20 protein-coding genes and 1 pseudogene are annotated in these 17,860 nt (G+C 68.8%); 15 read left to right on the top strand and 6 right to left on the bottom strand.

Annotation, left to right across the window (positions count from 1 at the left end; genetic code table 11):
* Positions 1 to 25: 25 nt before the first annotated feature.
* Entirely contained in the window at positions 26 to 988 is a 963-nt protein-coding gene (locus tag AU195_RS18430) for a hypothetical protein (protein ID WP_059160506.1), read from the bottom strand.
* Positions 989 to 1,404: 416 nt separating this feature from the next.
* On the opposite strand from AU195_RS18430, the gene AU195_RS18425 reads away from it, so the two are divergent.
* From AU195_RS18425 to AU195_RS18415, 3 genes are all read left to right on the top strand, one after another.
* Entirely contained in the window at positions 1,405 to 1,803 is a 399-nt protein-coding gene (locus tag AU195_RS18425; protein ID WP_059160522.1) for a heme-binding protein, read from the top strand.
* Positions 1,804 to 1,959: 156 nt separating this feature from the next.
* Positions 1,960 to 2,220, top strand: coding sequence for a hypothetical protein (locus AU195_RS18420; RefSeq protein ID WP_059160505.1), 261 nt, complete (start codon positions 1,960 to 1,962; stop codon positions 2,218 to 2,220).
* A 12-nt stretch (positions 2,221 to 2,232) separates the two neighbouring features.
* The gene (locus AU195_RS18415; protein WP_059160504.1) at positions 2,233 to 2,964 is read left to right on the top strand and encodes a ZIP family metal transporter; all 732 of its coding nucleotides are present in this window, start codon (positions 2,233 to 2,235) and stop codon (positions 2,962 to 2,964) included.
* Positions 2,965 to 2,985: 21 nt separating this feature from the next.
* Here AU195_RS18415 and AU195_RS18410 read toward each other — a convergent pair whose 3' ends face one another.
* On the bottom strand, positions 2,986 to 3,438 hold the full coding sequence (locus AU195_RS18410) for an Rv1352/Rv1906c domain-containing protein (protein WP_059160503.1): 453 nt from the start codon (positions 3,436 to 3,438) through the stop codon (positions 2,986 to 2,988).
* Positions 3,439 to 3,808: 370 nt separating this feature from the next.
* Between AU195_RS18410 and AU195_RS18405 the strand changes: the two genes are divergently transcribed.
* Both AU195_RS18405 and AU195_RS18400 read left to right on the top strand, forming a co-directional pair.
* Complete coding sequence (locus AU195_RS18405) at positions 3,809 to 4,237, top strand: MmpS family transport accessory protein (RefSeq protein WP_059160502.1); 429 nt, start codon at positions 3,809 to 3,811, stop codon at positions 4,235 to 4,237.
* Positions 4,234 to 7,143, top strand: coding sequence for an MMPL/RND family transporter (locus AU195_RS18400; RefSeq protein ID WP_059160501.1), 2,910 nt, complete (start codon positions 4,234 to 4,236; stop codon positions 7,141 to 7,143). The genes AU195_RS18405 and AU195_RS18400 overlap by 4 nt, the downstream gene beginning before the upstream one ends.
* A 15-nt stretch (positions 7,144 to 7,158) precedes the next feature.
* On the opposite strand, the gene AU195_RS18395 is transcribed toward AU195_RS18400, so the two are convergent.
* Positions 7,159 to 7,815, bottom strand: a complete 657-nt coding sequence (locus AU195_RS18395) for an SGNH/GDSL hydrolase family protein (RefSeq protein ID WP_059160500.1) — start codon at positions 7,813 to 7,815, stop codon at positions 7,159 to 7,161.
* Positions 7,816 to 7,900: 85 nt separating this feature from the next.
* Between AU195_RS18395 and AU195_RS18390 the strand changes: the two genes are divergently transcribed.
* Both AU195_RS18390 and AU195_RS18385 read left to right on the top strand, forming a co-directional pair.
* Positions 7,901 to 8,737: an SDR family NAD(P)-dependent oxidoreductase gene (locus AU195_RS18390; protein ID WP_059160499.1), complete on the top strand. Its 837-nt coding sequence runs from the start codon at positions 7,901 to 7,903 to the stop codon at positions 8,735 to 8,737.
* Positions 8,734 to 9,201 carry an SRPBCC family protein gene (locus AU195_RS18385; protein ID WP_059160498.1) on the top strand — a complete coding sequence of 156 codons (468 nt, stop codon included), beginning with the start codon at positions 8,734 to 8,736 and terminating at the stop codon, positions 9,199 to 9,201. Before AU195_RS18390 ends, AU195_RS18385 begins: the two co-directional genes overlap by 4 nt.
* A 1-nt stretch (position 9,202) precedes the next feature.
* On the opposite strand, the gene AU195_RS18380 is transcribed toward AU195_RS18385, so the two are convergent.
* On the bottom strand, positions 9,203 to 9,814 hold the full coding sequence (locus AU195_RS18380; protein WP_059160497.1) for a TetR/AcrR family transcriptional regulator: 612 nt from the start codon (positions 9,812 to 9,814) through the stop codon (positions 9,203 to 9,205).
* Between the two features lie 147 nt (positions 9,815 to 9,961).
* Positions 9,962 to 10,807, bottom strand: coding sequence for an alpha/beta fold hydrolase (locus AU195_RS18375; RefSeq protein WP_059160496.1), 846 nt, complete (start codon positions 10,805 to 10,807; stop codon positions 9,962 to 9,964).
* A 61-nt stretch (positions 10,808 to 10,868) separates the two neighbouring features.
* On the opposite strand from AU195_RS18375, the gene AU195_RS18370 reads away from it, so the two are divergent.
* Together AU195_RS18370 and AU195_RS25780 are read left to right on the top strand one after the other, a co-directional pair.
* Positions 10,869 to 11,522 (top strand): TetR/AcrR family transcriptional regulator, encoded by a 654-nt coding sequence (locus AU195_RS18370; RefSeq protein WP_059160495.1) that lies wholly within the window; start codon positions 10,869 to 10,871, stop codon positions 11,520 to 11,522.
* Between the two features lie 165 nt (positions 11,523 to 11,687).
* Positions 11,688 to 12,635, top strand: a complete 948-nt coding sequence (locus tag AU195_RS25780) for a hypothetical protein (protein ID WP_286149329.1) — start codon at positions 11,688 to 11,690, stop codon at positions 12,633 to 12,635.
* On the opposite strand, the gene AU195_RS18360 is transcribed toward AU195_RS25780, so the two are convergent.
* Positions 12,632 to 13,357: a dienelactone hydrolase family protein gene (locus tag AU195_RS18360; RefSeq protein ID WP_059160493.1), complete on the bottom strand. Its 726-nt coding sequence runs from the start codon at positions 13,355 to 13,357 to the stop codon at positions 12,632 to 12,634. The two genes, AU195_RS25780 and AU195_RS18360, sit on opposite strands and share 4 nt — an antisense overlap.
* A gap of 113 nt (positions 13,358 to 13,470) precedes the next feature.
* Here AU195_RS18360 and AU195_RS18355 point away from each other — a divergent pair, with 113 nt between their 5' ends.
* The 6 genes and pseudogenes from AU195_RS18355 to AU195_RS25300 form a co-directional block, all read left to right on the top strand.
* Complete coding sequence (locus AU195_RS18355; protein ID WP_059160492.1) at positions 13,471 to 14,472, top strand: AAA family ATPase; 1,002 nt, start codon at positions 13,471 to 13,473, stop codon at positions 14,470 to 14,472.
* A 3-nt stretch (positions 14,473 to 14,475) separates the two neighbouring features.
* The gene (locus AU195_RS18350; protein WP_059160491.1) at positions 14,476 to 15,345 is read left to right on the top strand and encodes a DUF58 domain-containing protein; all 870 of its coding nucleotides are present in this window, start codon (positions 14,476 to 14,478) and stop codon (positions 15,343 to 15,345) included.
* A complete protein-coding gene (locus AU195_RS18345; protein ID WP_059160490.1) occupies positions 15,335 to 15,808 on the top strand; it encodes a hypothetical protein in 474 nt (157 codons plus the stop codon). The genes AU195_RS18350 and AU195_RS18345 overlap by 11 nt, the downstream gene beginning before the upstream one ends.
* Positions 15,799 to 16,785, top strand: coding sequence for a vWA domain-containing protein (locus AU195_RS18340; protein WP_059160489.1), 987 nt, complete (start codon positions 15,799 to 15,801; stop codon positions 16,783 to 16,785). Before AU195_RS18345 ends, AU195_RS18340 begins: the two co-directional genes overlap by 10 nt.
* On the top strand, positions 16,782 to 17,675 hold the full coding sequence (locus tag AU195_RS18335; protein ID WP_059160488.1) for a hypothetical protein: 894 nt from the start codon (positions 16,782 to 16,784) through the stop codon (positions 17,673 to 17,675). Before AU195_RS18340 ends, AU195_RS18335 begins: the two co-directional genes overlap by 4 nt.
* A pseudogene (locus AU195_RS25300) lies at positions 17,672 to 17,860 on the top strand (hypothetical protein); the annotation flags it as partial. The gene AU195_RS18335 and the pseudogene AU195_RS25300, both read left to right, overlap by 4 nt.

Genomic DNA, 17,860 nt, shown 5'->3' with positions numbered 1-17,860 from the left:
GGTTTCGGTCGTTATGGGGGGTGCGTCAGCTGATGCCGACGACCTCCTGCGCGATCGCGGCGAGCCGCGTCTGAGCGGCGGACACGACGCGCGAGCGGTTCTTGTGCGCTTCCTCCCACGCGACGATCGTCCGGATGTCGGACGGGTCGGTGAGGTCCTTCACCTCGGCGACGGCCTCGGTGACGGTCAGCTCGTCGTAGCCGTTGATCGGCAGCTCCGACGCGTCCAGCACGCCGGCACCGTCGCGGACCGAGTGCAGGGCGTCGGCGGCCTGGCCGGCGCCCTCATCGCGGGTCACCTTCTCCGCCGCGGCCAGCGCCGCATCGCGGGACGCGCCCAGCGCCTTGCCTGCGACCTCGCTGACGCGGGCGCCACGGCTGACCAGCTCATTGAACGCCGGTCCGGTGTTGCGCAGCGCCTCGACGGTGCGGTCCACACCGCGGGTGGTCCAGGTCAGCGGCAGGTTGACGGTCCGGACCGCCACGCCTGCGGCGGCCTGCAGCGGGGTACGGCGCAGGGCAGCCGGGCCGCCGAGGGCGTCCTCGGCCAGCACCGTGGTCAGCCAGTCGACCGTCGCGGAGTGCGCGGTGATCAAGCGGTCGGCCAGGGCCTGCACGTCCTGCTCCTTGGCGGACACGGCCAGCGCCTTGAGGTAGCGCGACCGGTCGAGGAGCTGATCCTCGAGCGCGAGGTCACCCAGCAGGGCCTCGTCGAACGGCTCAGCCTGTTCGGTCAGCGCCTTCACGGCCGCCGCCGCACGGCCCAGGAAGGGGCCGATCACATCGGGGTAGCCACCGAGGTCGCGGATCGCGCCCTCGATCGCCTCGGCGCGCTCACGGCCGTTTGAGGCGTTCTGCTCCAACTCCCTGCGGACCGCTTCAGTGCGGGCCTGGGCGACCCGGGTCTCGGCGACCTGGATCTCGGTGTTGGTCAGGTCCAGGATCGCCCGCAGTTGCGCGAGCAACTTGGTGGTATCTGCATTCGTCACGTTTCTTCGCTCCCATTTGCGTTGACTTGTTCGTTGTCGGCGCTCGGGTGCACCACGAGTTGGGTTGCCGCTGCGAGAACCGCGTAACCCATATCCGTCGCGATGTGACGTAGGTCATCGTCTGACCGCGCTCAACCCCCGTTCGCCTTATAACAATTCGATATCGCTGTAAATCACGATCATTTAAGAAACAGCCGCAAACACTGAGAAAGCGACATTTCCCGGACGCCGAAACTGCAGCATAACCCCGATAATGAGGGCTAGATCACAGCCGAATCGCGTAACGCCGACGGACCCGCTTCGCCACGGCGAATTACCCCCGAATGGCACGCTTTGCGCTCGGGTACTTTCGATTCCGGGCGGGGAGAGCGCTGACGACAGCGCACCGTAATCGGAGATCCGAAGAGGAAGTGATCATGAAATTCAGTGGTAATGCCGCTCGCCGGGGGATCGCCGGTGTGTTCGCCGGTTGCCTGTTCGGCGGAGTTGCCGCAGCAACCATCGCGGCGCCCACGGCCTCGGCCGCGGTCGACTGCTCGGCCAGCGGTGTCGCGAACACCGTCAGCAGCGTGACCGGCTCGGCGCGCCAGTACCTGGCCGACCATCCGGGTGCCAACCAGGTGGTGACCGCGGCGATGAGCCAGCCCCGCCCGCAGGCGGAGGCCGACATCCGCGGTTACTTCACCGCCAACCCGCAGGAGTACCACGAACTGCGCGGGATCCTGGCCCCGATCGGCGACACCCAGCGGCAGTGCAATGTCACTGTGCTGTCGCCCGAGCTCGCGTCGGCCTACGACCAGTTCATGGCCGGCTGACCCGAACGCGCACCGACGGCCCGTCATCGCGACTGAGTGTCGCGGCGGCGGGCCGTCGTCGTCTCCCGGTCCGTAGACGCCGTTTGAGCCGTTGCCGCGCGGGTAACAAAGAGCTCAACACCTGCAGCTCAACGCAGTACGACCGAGGAGACCCCGATGGCCGAGCGTGTGCCAGCCCCCGCCGACGCGACGACCGAGGCGATTGCCACCACCGCGTTGTTCTTGAACTTCACCGCCGTGATCGCGCTCGCGGTATGCCTCGCCAGCGTCGGTATGTCGGATCTGGGGGCCGCGGCGATCGCCGGTGCGGTGGCGCTGGTGAGCTTCGGGGCCAGCATCCTGTGCTTCAGTGCCCAGGCGCGCGAACGGCAACGCCAGGAGATGGCCACGGCGCAGGTCGTGCCGGCCACCACCTGATCCCCTGCCGCCGTGTTGACCGCGGTCTACTTCGGCGTCGCGGCGTCGAGCGCGCTGGTCTTCGGCGCTGCGGCCGGGGCGCGGTGGAGCCCGCCGAAACGGGTCACCGGTGTGTTGCTCGCCTTCGCCAGCGGCGCGCTGATCTCGGCACTGACCTTCGAACTGTTCGAAGAGGCCTTCGCGATGGCGGGCGGATGGCACGCGGGCCTCGGATTGCTCGCGGGCGCAGCGGCTTTCGTCACCGCCGACACCCTCCTGGACCGCTACGTCAGCGGCAAGGCGGGACCCGACGTCCGCGAGGTCGCGTCATCGGGTGCGCGGCGCGGTGTCGGTCTCGCGCTGCTGGCCGCCGTCACGCTCGACGGTGTCCCGGAGAACGTGGCGCTCGGAGTGTCGCTGGTGGGCGGGGCATCGCTGTCCCTTCTGGCCGCCATCTTCTTCTCGAACCTGCCCGAATCCCTCGTCGGCGCGGTGGCGATGCGCAATTCCGGGATGTCCGGGCGCACAGTGGTTCTCACCTGGCTCGCCTGTGCGGTCCTGCTGGCCGTGGCCGTGGTGCTCGGACGGGCGACGGCAGGAACGCTCAGCGAGGAGGTGCTGGCCGTGGCGCTGGCGTTCGCGGGCGGCGCCGTGCTCGCCTCGCTGGCCGACACCCTGATGCCGGAGGCGTTCGAGCACGGCCGGCCCCTCAACGCGTTCGCGACGGCGGGCGGGTTCTTCCTGTCGTTCATGCTCGCCGCCTGAGGCGGTGGCTCCCCAACAGGATCAGGGCGTCGGCCCTTTGGCCCGGCCCGGGCCGAACAGGCCTCCCAACTGACCCAGCATCTCGAGCGGGCCCGGCCCCGGTGGCGGCGGCGGGCACGCGGTCCCGCAGGCGCTGAGCTGCCAGGTCTGACAGTCGTTGGTGGTGAAGCTCGCGTCGGTCGGTTCGATACGCACGGATGCCGACTTCTTGGTCAGCGCGTTGTCGAGCAGCTCGTCATCGGCGCCGACCCGTTTCCAGTAGCACGCCGAATCGGCGGCGGGACCCCCGGATGTGTAGGTGCCCGGCAGGATGTCGACGCCCACCGTGTAGGTGCCGTCCTTGTCGATCGTCGACGCGGGCGCCGGCGGGGCGGGCGGCGGTGACGGCTCGGGCTCGGCATGGGCGGGGCCGGCGACCGACATGGCCAGGGTGACCGTGGCGGCGACAACCGCAGCGAGCCTGGATGCCTTCATGTCGGGGATGGTACCGCTAGCCAAGCTAAGCGTCACACCACGACTGTGACCCGGGTCACTGGCAACTGGCCTTCGTGATCGCGGTCTCCGCTGCTGAGGGGCTGCTGCGAGCGGCATTTAAATACACTAAGGTTCCTGTTTATACTGGCTAAGTTTTTAGCGGAGTCAAGGAGGAACCGACGTGCCCGCAGTGGGTGTGAGCTGCAGTGACAGGGTCTCGACCCGGTCATGTTGGGCGCGTGGATTGGGTCGCGGTGTTGGATCCGTCGCTCCTCTGCGAGAGGATACCGCCGCGCCGAGTGGCGCGACCTTGTTCCGTGTGGCCGGTCGAGCGTGACAACGAGCCAGCGACTGTCGGGGAAATAACGAAATGTTGAGTGTCGCCAAGAAGGCGTGGATACCACTGCTCATCGTGGTCGTGGTGCTGATCGCGGGATTCACCGTGCACCGCATCCGGGGCTTCTTCGGATCGGAAGGCGTCACGGTCACCCCCAGGGTGTTCGCCGACGATCCCGAACCGTTCGACCCCAAGGTGGTCCGATACGAGATCACCGGTAGCGGCAGCTACGCCAACATCAACTACCTCGACCTCGACTCCAAACCGCAGCGACTCGACAGCACAGCACTCCCCTGGGAGCTCACCCTGCAGACGACGGAGGCCTCCGCCGCACCCAACATCGTCGCGCAGGGCGACGGCGATTCCATCACCTGTCGAATCATCGTCGACGATGAGGTGAAAGACGAGAGGACCGCAACCGGCGTGAACGCGCTGACCTACTGCTTCGTGAAGTCCGCATGAGCGCGCCCACGACCGGCGCGCCAACCGATGCGTTCCCGCCGGCGAAGCCCCACCGCCGGCCTCTCCTTCCCCGGATGATCCGCACGCTCGCCGTGCCGATCATCCTCGGCTGGATCGCGATCATCGCGGTCCTCAACGTGATCGTGCCCCAGCTCGAAGAGGTCGGGCAGATGCGTGCGGTGTCGATGAGCCCGCACGACGCCCCGGCGATGATCTCGATGCAGCGGGTCGGGGAGGTCTTCGAAGAGGGCGACTCCGACAGCAACGTCATGATCGTGCTCGAGGGTCAGGAGCCGCTCGGGGACGAGGCGCACGCGTTCTACGACCAGATGATCGACCGGTTGGAAGCCGACACCAGGCACGTCCAGTCGGTGCAGGACTTCTGGAGCGATCCGATGACCGCCTCCGGATCGCAGAGCAACGACGGCAAGGCCGCCTACGTCCAGGTGAAGCTGGCCGGTAACCAGGGCGAGGCGCTGGCTAACGAATCGGTGGAAGCGGTTCAGACCATCGTCGGAAGCCTCGAGCCTCCGCCGGGCGTCAAGGCCTTCGTGACCGGTCCCGCGGCCCTGGCCGCTGATCAGCACATCGCAGGCGACCGCAGTATGCGGCTGATCGAGGCGGTCACGTTCACGGTGATCATCGTGATGCTGCTGCTCGTCTACCGGTCGATCGTCACAGTGATCCTGATGCTCATCACCGTGGTGCTGTCGCTGGCGGCCGCCCGCGGGGTGGTGTCGTTCCTCGGCTACCACGAGATCATCGGACTCTCGACATTCGCCACGAACCTCCTTGTGACACTGGCGATCGCGGCGGCCACCGACTACGCGATCTTCCTCATCGGCCGATATCAGGAAGCCCGCAGTCTCGGTGAGGACAAAGAGACCGCGTTTTACACGATGTTCCACGGCACCGCGCACGTCGTGGTCGGCTCGGGTCTGACCATCGCCGGGGCCACGTTCTGCCTCAGCTTCACCCGGCTGCCGTACTTCCAGACCCTGGGCGTTCCGCTGGCGATCGGCATGGTCGTCGTGGTGCTCACGTCGCTGACGCTGGGCTCGGCGGTGATCACCGTCGCGAGCAAGTTCGGGCTGCTCGAGCCCAAGCGTGCGATGCGTGTCCGCGGCTGGCGCAAGATCGGCGCCGCGACCGTGCGCTGGCCCGGACCGATCCTGATCGCCACCATCGCGCTGTCGCTGATCGGCCTGCTCACGCTGCCGGGCTACCGGACGAACTACAACGACCGCAACTACCTGCCCGCCGACCTTCCGGCCAACGAGGGTTACGCGGCGGCGGACCGGCACTTCTCCAACGCCCGGATGAACCCCGAGCTGCTGATGGTCGAGAGCGACCACGATCTGCGCAACTCCGCGGACTTCCTGGTGATCAACAAGATCTCCAAGGCGATCTTCGGGGTCGAGGGCATCTCGCGGGTGCAGTCCATCACCCGTCCGGACGGCAAGCCCATCTCGAATACGTCGATCCCGTTCATGATCGGTATGCAGGGCACTCAGCAGAAGCTGACCGAGAAGTACAACGAGGACCTCACGGCCCAGATGCTCAAACAGGCCGAGGACATGCAGACGACCATCGACAACATGGAGACGATGCAGGGCATCACCGTGCAGATGGCCGACGTCACCCACAACATGGTCGCCAAGATGAAGGACATGACCGTCGACGTGGCCGAATTGCGGGACCACATCGCCAATTTCGACGATTTTTTCCGGCCGATCCGCAACTACTTCTACTGGGAACCGCACTGCTACAACATCCCGGTCTGCTTCGCGATCCGGTCGGTGTTCGACACCCTCGACGGCATCAACGTGATGACCGACGACATCCAGGCGATCATCCCCGACATGGAACGGCTCGATGCGCTGATGCCGCAGATGGTCGCGCTGATGCCGAAGATGATCCAGACGATGAAGACCATGAAGGTCATGATGCTGAACATGTATTCCACGCAGAAGGGAATGCAGGATCAGGCGTCCGAGATGCAGGGCGACACGACCGTCATGGGCGAGGCGTTCGACGCGTCGATGAACGACGACTCGTTCTATCTTCCGCCCGAGGTCTTCGAGAACGCCGACTTCAAACGCGGTATGGAGCAGTTCATCTCGCCGGACGGCAAGTCGGTGCGGTTCATCATCAGCCATGACGGGGACCCGCTGACCCCCGAGGGCATCGCCAAGATCGACAAGATCGAGACCGCGGCCAAGGAGGCCATCAAGGGCACCCCGCTGGAGGGGTCGACGATCTACCTCGGCGGCAGCGCCGCGATGTTCAAGGACATGAACGACGGCAACACCTACGACCTGCTGATCGCCGCAATCGCTTCGCTCGCTTTGATTTTCATCATCATGCTGATCATCACCCGCAGCGTGGTCGCGTCGGCGGTGATCGTCGGCACCGTGGTGTTGTCGCTGGGGGCGTCGTTCGGTCTGTCGGTGCTCATCTGGCAGCACATCATCGGGATAGAACTGCACTGGATGGTGATGGCGATGTCGGTCATCATCCTGCTGGCGGTCGGTGCGGACTACAACCTGCTGCTGGTCTCCCGCCTCAAGGAGGAGATCCGCGCCGGCCTGCGGACCGGCATCATCCGGGCGATGGGTGGCAGTGGTTCCGTGGTGACGGCGGCGGGTCTGGTGTTCGCGTTCACGATGATCTCGATGGCGGTCAGTGAACTGACGGTGATCGCCCAGGTGGGCACCACCATCGGTCTGGGCCTGTTGTTCGACACCCTGGTCATCCGCGCCTTCATGACGCCGTCGATCGCGGCGCTGCTGGGCAAGTGGTTCTGGTGGCCGCAGCGGGTGCGCAATACGCCGGTGCCGTCGCCGTGGCCTTCGCCAGGTGCCGGGCCCCCGCCGAAGGCTCCCGAGCCGGTCGGCAGCGTCTGACGACAGGTGCGCGCGCTACGGGAGTAGCGTGCGCACCTTCGTGGCCAGCGCCACCCCGAGGTCCCGGTTGTTCTGCTCGGTGAAGTGGATGCCATCCACCCCGTCGGTGCTGATGGCCGAACCGGCGTCGAAGAAGTCGACCTTCAGGTGCGAGGCCAGCGCCGAGTATGCAGTCGCCAGTGCGTCGGTCTTCTCCTGTGCCCCGGCGAAGATCAGGTCGAACCACGGATGGGGGATCGCCGCCAGCGGCGGTGGGGAGACGACGAGTGTGCGCGGCGCGGGATACACGGTGCCCACGCCGCCGGCGGCGGTGAGCACCTGGTTGACCAGGATGCCCATCCCCATCGCGATGTCCAGCGGTTCGCGGTTGAGGTAGGCCTTCGTGTCGTTGGTGCCGAGCATGAGGATGACGAGGTCGAGCGGCAGGTGGCTGGCCAGGCAGGCAGGCAGGTAGGCCGCGCCGTTGAGGCGCGGATCGCTGGGATCGTCGGCCGTCGTGGTGCGGGCGCTGAGCCCCTCCTCGATCACGGTGTAGTCGGCGCCCAGGTCGTCGGCGAGCACGCCGGTCCAGCGCACGTCGCGCGGATAGCGTTCGGTGGGCACCCCGTCCTGGACCGGGACCCACCCCCAGGTCAGCGAGTCACCGAAGCACAGAACGCGTTTCATGCCCATGGGACGACCGTAGCGCCGACAACGGGCCCCGGACGGGATTATCGGCGCGGGTTACCCTCGTGGAGTCGACGAGAGGGGCAGGCACGTGGCCGGAAGAACGATCGTTATCACCGGTGCCAGTGACGGTGTGGGCGCCGCAGCGGCGAAACGCCTGAGCCGCAGCGGTGAGAACGTCGTGGTGGTCGGGCGTTCCCCGCAGAAGACCGCCGCCGTCGCCGGTGCGCTGGGCGTGGATTCGTATGTCGCCGACTTCGCCGATCTGGCGCAGGTCCGCGACCTCGCGCACCGGCTGCTCGATGCCTACCCGCGGATCGACGTGCTGGCCAACAACGCCGGCGGGATGATGAACAGCCGCGAGACCACCGTCGACGGCTTCGAGAAGACGTTCCAGGTCAACCATCTCGCACCGCTGCTGCTGACCACGCTGATGCTCGACCGGCTCGTCGAGTGCCGTGCCTCGGTGCTCAACACGTCGAGCATGGCCAACAAGTTCGCCCGGGTCGACTTCGACGACCTCGACGCGGTACAGAACCAGCACGGGTCGATCGCCTACGGCTCGTCGAAACTGGCGAACATCCTGTTCACCAGGGAACTGCACCGCCGGTACCACGGGGCCGGAATCTCCACGGCGGCATTCCATCCCGGTCCGGTGGCGTCGAACTTCAGCGCCGAGGTGAACAACCCGATGTTCGGGTTGCTCTACCGCAGCCCGCTGCGGCACGTGGCGCTGATCGGGACCGAACAGGGCAGTGACGAACTGGTGTGGCTGGCGTCGGCGACGCCGGGCGTGGACTGGGAGTCCGGGCAGTACTATTACAAACACAAGGTGGCCAAGGCGAACAGGATCGCTGACGACGCCGGGGTGGCCGAACGGCTGTGGGATCGCAGCCTCGAACTGCTGAGCGCGAAGGCGGTGTCATGACTGTTTCCGTGGTGGACAACGGGCCGGGTCAGGTCAGCAGGTCCGTCGAGGTCGACGCACCGGTCGCCGAGGTGTTCGCGGTGGTCGCGGATCCTCGGCGGCACCACGAGTTCGACGGCTCCGGCACGGTGGGCGCGAACATCGATGCCCCGGCGAAACTCGTTGCCGGCTCGCGGTTCTCGACGAAGATGCGGATGTTCGGGGTGCCGTACCGGATCACCAGCACGGTGACCGCGCTGAATCCGGATCGGCTGGTCGAGTGGCGGCATCCGTTCGGACACCACTGGCGGTTCGAGTTCGAGGAGATCTCGCCGACGCGGACGCGGGTGACGGAGACCTTCGACTTCCGCGACACGGGTGCGCTGAAGGACCGGGTCGGCTACTACGAGCGGACGGGTTTCGCGAAGCGCAACGCGACGGGCATCGAGGCGACGTTGCGCCGGTTACGCGAGCGGTTCGCCTGAATCAGCGGGTGGGTTGCCGCTGTTCGCGGCGCTTCGTGGTCACGGGTGGAAGCGGTTCGGTGGCAGCGGGATTGAGAGCATCGAACATCAGGCTGAGGTAGCGCCGCCGCGCCGGGCGGGGCTGGTTCATCGCGACCGAGGCCGTGGTCACCATCGCGACGAACGTCGCCACGTCGTCGGAGGTGAGGTCGGGCCGCAGGGCGCCCGTCGCCTGGGCCTGCATGATCATGTCGTCGAACTGCTCGCGGTCGCGGGTGAACAACCGGGCGGTGAGGTCCGCGAGGTCGCCGATCGAGGTCAGCAGCGGGCGCTGGCGGAACATGACCTCCTCGAGGTGGGCGAGTGCATCGATGAACGCCGCACGCGGGGCGTCGCGGCCCAGGGCCAGGATCGCGGGTTTGATGTCGGTGACGACGATGTCCTCGTAGACGGCCGCGGCCAGCGCCCTGCGGTTCGGGAAGTGTCGGTAGAGGGTGGCATTCGCGACGCCGGCGGCTTCGGCCACCTGGCTCAGCGTGGCGTTGTCCCCGTCGCGGCCGAACACCTCGCGGGCGGCGGCGACGATGCGGTGGACGTTGGCGAACGCGTCCGAGCGGCGGTTGCGCGGAGTCACCGTCGCCACTCTCCCCGGCCTTGCACGCGCAAATGGTAGCGCGCTCGCGGTGCTGTCGGGTGCGGCACGCGTCTTCGTAACGCTGTGGCGGGTTTTCGCGTCCCAGGCCGCCGCCCCGTTACGCAATCGGGCAAGCGCGGCGCCCGGCTACTGGGCGTCCGTGGCGCGCGTCGACAGTGCGGTCACCGCATCGGCCACCGCTTGCGGCGCATCGAGGGCGACGAATGTGCTCGCGTCGGCCACCTCGACCATCGTCGCGTCGGGGAACTGGGCTGCCAGTCGCCGGCCCAGCGCGGGAGTGAAGCAGCGGTCGCGCATCCCCCACACCAGCCGCACCGGTTTGTGGAACCGGGGCAGCCGAGCCGCGACCTCGGTCAGATCCGTTGCGGCGATGCGTCTCAACAGTGTGGCGAGATTCGCCCGCACACCCGCGTTCGTCCTGCAGGGTTCCAGCCACGACGCGGTGAGTTCCGGATGCGGCCGGCTCAGCAGCCCGTACCCGAACGGGGAATGGCGCAGCGCGCGCACCCGCATCAGTTCGGTGAGCACCTTGATCGACACCTGCCCGCGCAGCGCCGCGAAGACCACGTTGAACGGGAACGGCGGAAACTTGTCGAAGGCATCGCAATTCGTGAGCACGAGGCGGCCGACCGCGTCCGGGTAGGCGTCCACCACCAGTTGGCAGATCGCGCCGCCGGTGTCGTTGCCCACCAGCGTGACGTCACGCAGTCCCAGCGTGGTGACGAGGTCGCGGACCATCTCGGCCACGCTCGCAGGCGACAGTTCGGATTCGACCGGGATGCGGTGCGACCCGAGCGGCCAGTCGGGAAGCACGCACCGGAAACCCTTGGCTGCCAGGATCTCCGCGACGGGATCCCACAGCCGGTGGTCGACGAGTGCGCCGTGGACGAACACCACCGGCGGGAACGTGGAGTCCTCCGGGCCGGCGACGCGGTAGTCGATGGTTGCGGTCGGCAGGGTGAGGGTGGGCATGTCGGTTACCCTTCATCGTGACACTTACGAACACCTAGTACGAAAGTTACGTGCAGACTGTATGGAAGTCAATGGCGAGTCGTCAGTGACCCGGCCTGCCCGCCGCACACAGGCGCAGCGCACGGCCGAGACCCGGTCTCGGCTGATCGCGGCGGGTCGCCGGTTGTTCGCGCAACAGGCTTTCGCGGACGTGTCCACACAGGCGATCGTCGAGGCGGCCGGTGTGACGCGAGGCGCGCTGTACCACCAGTTCACCGACAAGTCCGCGTTGTTCGAGGCGGTCTACGAAGAGGTCGAGCAGGAACTCATGGCGGAGATCGCCGGCCACATCACGGCGCATGAGCCGTCGGACCAGTTGGCGGCGATGCGGGCGGGCGCCCGGCTCTTCCTCGAGAGGTGCGCTGCGCCCGACATCCATCAGATCGCACTGGTCAACGCGCCGGCAGTGCTCGGCTGGCAACGGTGGCGCGAGATCGGCGCCCGCTACGGCCTCGGGGTGATCGAGGCGCTGCTGACACAGGCCGTCGCCGACGGCGCGATCCCCGCGCAACCGGTGCGGCCCACCGCGCACATGGTGCTGGGCGCACTCGACGAGGCCGCCCTGTACATTTCCCGCGCCGAGGACGCCGAACGGGCGCGGGAGGAGATGTACGCGGTCTGTGACCGGCTGATCGACGGGATCGCCGGCCGGTTCGCCATGCCGGAGAGATCGTGAGCCGGTCGCGTCGGTCACCGGAACGCCACTCGTTCGCATCGGTTCGGTAACCGCTCGTAATCTACGTTTCCGTAGATTCCGTGCGTTCACTAGGTTCTTCCTCAAGATCACTTCTCAGAGGTCGGGGATCCCTTGTCGCGGAACGCGAATCGATTTGCTACCAGCGTGCTGGCCGTCGCCGGGCTGATGTCGGCCGGCCACGTCGTCGCGGCCCCGGCGATCGCTCAGCCCAGCCCGGGGGTGCCGTGTCTGGAGATGGTGCAGCAGTTGGCCGCGTCGCCGCCGGACTTCGAGGAGTCGCTGGCGAGCGCAGCGACGGCGCTGGCTGAACAGACCGCACCGCCGGCGGAAAGCGCGCCGGTGGTCGAGATGGCGGCGCCGCCGGCGGAGATGGCCGCTCCGGTGGAGATGGCTGCTCCGGTGGAGATGGCCGCTCCCGTCGCGGAGGTTGCCCCTCCGGTGGCGGACGCGCCGGCCGCGGTCGTCGTCGAATCCGCGGGCGCCGCCGCCCCGGTACCCGCAGCGCCCGTCGTGCCCCTGGCGGCCGCACCGCCGGTGGCGGTGCCCCCGGTCCCGCCGGTGCCCGCTGTCGCGCTTCCGGCTCCGGCCGCGCCGCCGGTTCCGGTTGCGGCACCTGCCCCCGTTGCGGGACCTGCCCCGGTCGCGGCGCCTGCTCCGGTTGCGCCGCCGCCTCCGGTTGCTCCGGCCACGCCGGTGGTCCAGCAGGCGGAAGCCGCGCCACCGCCGCCAGTGGAAGCGCCGCCGCCACCGCCGCCAGTGGAAGCGCCGCCGCCACCGCCGCCGGTCGAGGCTCCGCCACTGCCGGCCGGACCACCGCCGCCGTTGGAGGCAGCACCTCCGCCTCCGCCACCGCCGCCGGTCGACGCCGCACCACCACCACCAGCCGACATTGTGGAGCACGCGTCGGCACCGGTCGTCCCGCCGGTCGACGCCGCCGAAGTCGCCAGCGCGGCCGCCTCAGCCCCGGCCGCACCGGCGGCACCTGCCGCGCCGCCCGCGATCACCTTGCCTACCGTGCCCGGCTTCCCGGTGCAGTTGCCCAGCGAGCTGACCATGCCTCGCGACCTGGTCTGCGAGGGGACCGCCTTCTAGCCCGGGAACGTCTCACCCACGAAGACGCCCAGCGCTCGCCACGCCCGCTCGGCGACCACCGGGTGATACTGGATGCCCCGCTCCGGCTGGTCGGCGAACGGCGCCATGAAGGCGTGCATTGCACCGCCGTACGCCTGCAGCTGCCAGTCCGCACCCCGCGCGGTGAGCTCACGGCCGAGCGCCACCACATCCTCCGGCGGCGCCAGCGGATCGTCCCAACCGTGGTGGACGGCGATGCGCGCCGGGATCGGCCCGTCGGCCGACCAGTCCGGCGGCGTCAGCAGCCCGTGAAAACTCACGACCGCGCGCAGAGGGTGTCCGGCCCTGGCCAGGTCGAGGACGCACAGCCCGCCGAAACAGAACCCGATCGCCGCGACCCGCTCACGGTCCACCTCCGGCGCGTCGGTCAACGAGGTGAACACCGCCGCGAGCCGCTCCTTCAGCGCGCCCCGATCGCCGAGGAACGTCGTCATCTCCTCCACGCACCGCTGGGCGCCATCCGCCGTCACGGCCTCACCGAACAGGTCGACGGCGACCGCCTGGCAACCCCACTCCGTCAACCGCTCGGCGATCGCGATCTGCGCCTCGCTGCGGCCCTCCATACCGTGGAACACCAACACCGTTGGCGCAGAGCCCGCCCCGCCGGGCAGATCGGCCGCCCTGACGAGGACGTGGTCGAACGTGAGGTCGCCGATCGAGCGGCGCAGCGAAACCGTCGTCATCCCGCCGACGCTTCCAGGTCAGCCCCGCTCCCTCGCGGGTGTTCGCCCTCGGCGTACCGGCCGCTTCGGCGCACAGGTGTGAGAACGCGCGCCAGGGGTAATCCTCGCCGGATATGACTGCCGCACCGACACGACTTGATCAGCAATCCCTGGCCGAAACGCAGCGCGTCGTGCGCGCGATCGGCGAGGCCTTCGCCGCCAAGGTGGTCGGCCAGCGCAACCTGCGCGAATCGTTGCTGATCGGCCTGCTGACCGGGGGACACGTCCTCATCGAGAGCGTGCCCGGCCTGGCGAAGACCACCGCCGCGCGCGTCATCGCCGCCGCCATCGACGGCGCCTTCCAGCGCATCCAGTGCACACCCGACCTGTTGCCCAGCGACATCATCGGCACCCAGATCTACGATTCGGCCACCAACCGGTTCGTCACCCAACTCGGGCCGGTGCACGCCAACATCGTGCTTCTCGACGAGATCAACCGCTCGAGCGCCAAGACGCAGAGCGCGATGCTCGAGGCGATGGAGGAACGTCAGACCACCATCGCAGGCCAGGTCTATCCGCTGCCGGAGCCGTTCCTCGTCATGGCCACCCAGAACCCGGTCGACCAGGAGGGCACGTATCCGCTCTCGGAGGCGCAGACGGACCGGTTCATGATCAAAGACGTGCTCGACTACCCGACCGTCGACGAAGAGGTCGAGGTGATGGCCCGCATCGACGCGGGGATCTACGACACCGACCACCACAGCGCCCCGGTCGTCGGTCTGGACGACGTGCGGCGCGCGCAGTACGTGGTGCGGGGCGTCCACATGGACCCGGTGCTCGTGCAGTACGCGAGCCGCCTGGTCGAGGTGACGCGCCGCCCCGAGCAGCACCTGCCGAAGCAGGTCGGGCGGTTCGTCTCCTACGGCGCCAGTCCACGCGCCACCATCGCGCTCTGCCAGGCCGCCCGCGCGCGTGCGGTACTGGCCGGACGCGGACACGTGCTGCCCGAGGACGTCGCGGCGGTGACCCACCGGGTGCTGCGTCACCGGCTGATCCTCGGCTTCGAGGCGGCCAATGCCGACGTCACCTCCGATCGTGTCGTCGACGCCGTGTTGCAGGCCGTGCGGGTGCCCTAACCCGTGGGCAAGCACCTGAACCGGGCCCGCGCGCACTTCGGCAAGGACACCCGCGGACTGCTCGACGGCGGACGGTATGCGTTGTTGCACACGCGCAGCCTGGAATTCGACGACCTACGCCCGTACGTGCCCGGTGACGACGTGCGCGACATCGACTGGAAGGCGTCCGCGCGCTCGGGCAGCGTGCTGATCAAGCGGTTCGTCTCCGAGAAGCACCACAAGATCCTGTTGGTCGCCGACGCCGGCCGTAACATGTCCGCGCTGGCGCCCAGCGGTGAGTGCAAACGCGACGTCGCCGCCCACGCGATGGGGGCCATCGGACTGATCAGCCTGAACCGCCTCGACGAGGTGGGTATGGTGCTCGGCGATGCCCGCGGTTCGGCCAACCTGCCCGCGCGCCGCGGCGAGAACCACGTCGAGAGCCTGCTGCACCGCTGGTACCAGCACACGCTGACCGATCCCGGACCGAGCGACATCGCGTGCCAACTTGATTACGTGGCAACCCATTACGGCCACAGCAGGCTCGTCGTCGTGGTCTCCGACGAACCGGACACCACCCGGCGCCTCGACGAGATCCTCGGAAGGCTGTCCGCGCGCCACGACATCATGTGGCTCATGGCGTCGGATCTGTCACCGTTGGGCGGACCGGAGGACGCTGACGGATACGACGTGTCGACCGGCAAGGTCGTCCTCAACGGCGCCACACTCGGGCGACGCGTGATCGCCGCGTACCGTCGCGCCGAGAAGGCCCGCCTCCGACGGCTCGACGCGCTGCTGACCCGGCACGCGATCCCGTACGCCACCCTGCCCGGCAGCGCGGACATCCGCCGCGAACTCGTCGCGCTCAACGAGGTGCTCGCCCGTGCCGGATGAGTTGCTGCGGCATGTGATCGGCCCGACCCCGTACTCGCAGGGGTGGCTGTGGGCGGCGATCCTCTTGCTGCTTCTCGTGATCGCCTGGTATGCAGTGGTTTTCGTCGCCACGCTACCGTCCGACCGGCTCCGGGGCCGTCCCGTCGTCGGCCCCGCACACGCCCGGCTGCTGCGGCGGCGGTACGCCGGCCGGATCGCCGGTATCACCGCCGACCACGAGGCGGGACGGATGACCGCGGCCGACGCGTGCGCCGCCATCAGTCGCACCCTGCGCAGCTTCCTGCATCAGGCCACCGGTGTGCGTGCGCAGTACATGCAGACCGACGCCCTCGCCGCAAGCAGCGTCGGCGCGGCGGCTCCGGTGCTCGCCGATCTGAGTGAGGCGCGGTTCACCGACACCCCGCACGCCGACGTCGGGCAACTCGGCGCGCGCGCAGAGGAACTGGTGCGCACATGGACCTGAGGTGGTGGCCGATCGCGGTCATCGGCTTGCTCGTGCTGCTCGGGTGTTTCGCGCTGGCCGTGTGGCTTCCGCTGGCGCCCGACCGGCGCAGTCTCCGGCCGATGGCCAACATCGCCCGGTTGATCCGGCTGCCGGAGTACGCGCGCGCCGCGCGGTTGAGGTCGGTGTCGACGATCGCCACGCTGGTACTGCTGGTGGTGTTGTTCGGCGCGGCCGCGGTGGCCGCCGCCCGACCGACCGGCGCCGACGAGACGTTCGCCCGCACGCATCCCGAAGACGTGATGCTCTGTGTCGCAGACCCGCTCACCGAGCCGACAACCGGCGCGTTGCTGCGTCAGGTCGCCGAGCAGGCCGGCGCCTTCGAGACCGAGCGCATCGGGCTGACGTCGGTGAACACCCGCGTCGTACCGCTCACCCGCGACTACCAGTACGCGGCCGGACGGTTCAACGACCTCGCGCAAGCTTCCGCGGCGCCCGACCCGGACCGCGCCGTCCTCGACCAGTTCGCCGCACCGGTCACCTACACCGACTACGCGGCCGGTGTCGAGGACGTCCTGTCGTTGTGTATCAGCGGCTTTCCCGACTTCGAGCAGAAGAGTTCGCACCGCCGCTCGGTGATCTACCTCGGGCCGACAACCCTGCGGGCCCCCGGCGAACAGCGACCCGCACTCTTCGACGCGCAACGGGTCGCCGACCTGGCCGACGCCGCGGGCGCCCAGATCAACGTGATCACCCCGGCCGAGGATCCGGCGCTGCGCGCACTCGCCGAACGAACCGACGGTCAGTTCGTCATCGCCGCAGACGAATCCGCGGTGCGCGACGGTCTCGAGCGGATCGACGGTCGGCCCGCCCCGCTGGTGCTCGCCGACGGGACGCGGGTGACCGGGCAGACCCAGGACGCGCCGGTGGCAGTGCTGGCCGTGGTGCTGGTGGTCGCCGCCATGCTGAGCGTGACGCTGGTGGTGTTGCGCCGGTGACCTTCGACCCGATCGTCCCGTTCGCGATCTTCGCCGTCGTCGCGGTGGCGCTGGTCGGCGCCCGCCTGGTGACACTACGCCAGGCCCTCGCCGCCACCGGGCCGCACCGCAGGAGTGCACTGGCGCGTTGGGGCGCAATGACTCTCGCGATCACCCTGCTGCTGCTCGCGACCACCCGCCCGGCCCTTGATTCCAGCTCCGGCGACACCGGGGATCGCGGGAGCGGCGCGGACACCAACGTCTTCGTCGTGCTCGACCGCACCGTCGACGCGCGGTCGGACATCGACGCGCTGCTCGAACGGTATCCCGAGGCCCGGTTCGCGGTGATCGCGTTCGCGCCGGACCCCACTCTCGCGTGGCCGCTGTCGCAGGACGTGTGGAGCCTGCAGCCCGAGGTCGACACGCTGACAGCCCTGCCGCCCGGTGACCCGGCCCGCGCTGACGCGGCCGCGCCCGGAAACATCCTGCGCTATCAGCTGATCCAGGCCGGCCAGCAGTATCCCGGCTCACAGAATCTCGTCGTCTACGCCGGCGCCGGCGCCCCGGGCGCGTCCACCGCGCAGGGCGGCATCGACGTCCCGGCCGATGCCGTGAGCGGGGGAGCGGTGCTGGGCCACCCCGCCGACGGTGCGATCGACGACGCCACGTTGCGCCGCGTCGCCGCCGACCTCGGCGTGCCCTACGTCGACCGGCGAGCCGGCGGCGAGCTCCCGCCGCTCGAGACGCGCCAGGACGCCGGAGCGGCGACCGAGCCCGTCCCCGCCGCGGCGCGCACCGAGCTGTACTGGCTGCTGTGCCTGCTGGCCGCGGGTCTGTTGTTGGGTGAGATCTGGCTCAGCGTGCGGGAACTGCGGCAGAGCCGGGTGGCGCGGCGGGACGTGCTGTCATGATCCGTCGACGAACGGGGCGGATGCCTGCACGGCTGCGGACGCGGCGCCGGCTGCTGCTGTGGAGCGCACCGCTGACGCTGGCGGTCGTCCTGCTCGCGGTCAAACTGTTGTCGGTGGTGTTCGCGGGCAACGCCGCGGTGCGCGACTACGCCGACCGGGACGCCGACTCGCTGGCCACCGACGCG

This window comes from Mycobacterium sp. IS-1496 (assembly GCF_001499995.1).
Classification (GTDB): Bacteria; Actinomycetota; Actinomycetes; order Mycobacteriales; family Mycobacteriaceae; genus Mycobacterium.
Note: the sequence above shows the minus strand (reverse complement) of the source record. Positions and strands in the feature narration are given on the sequence as shown.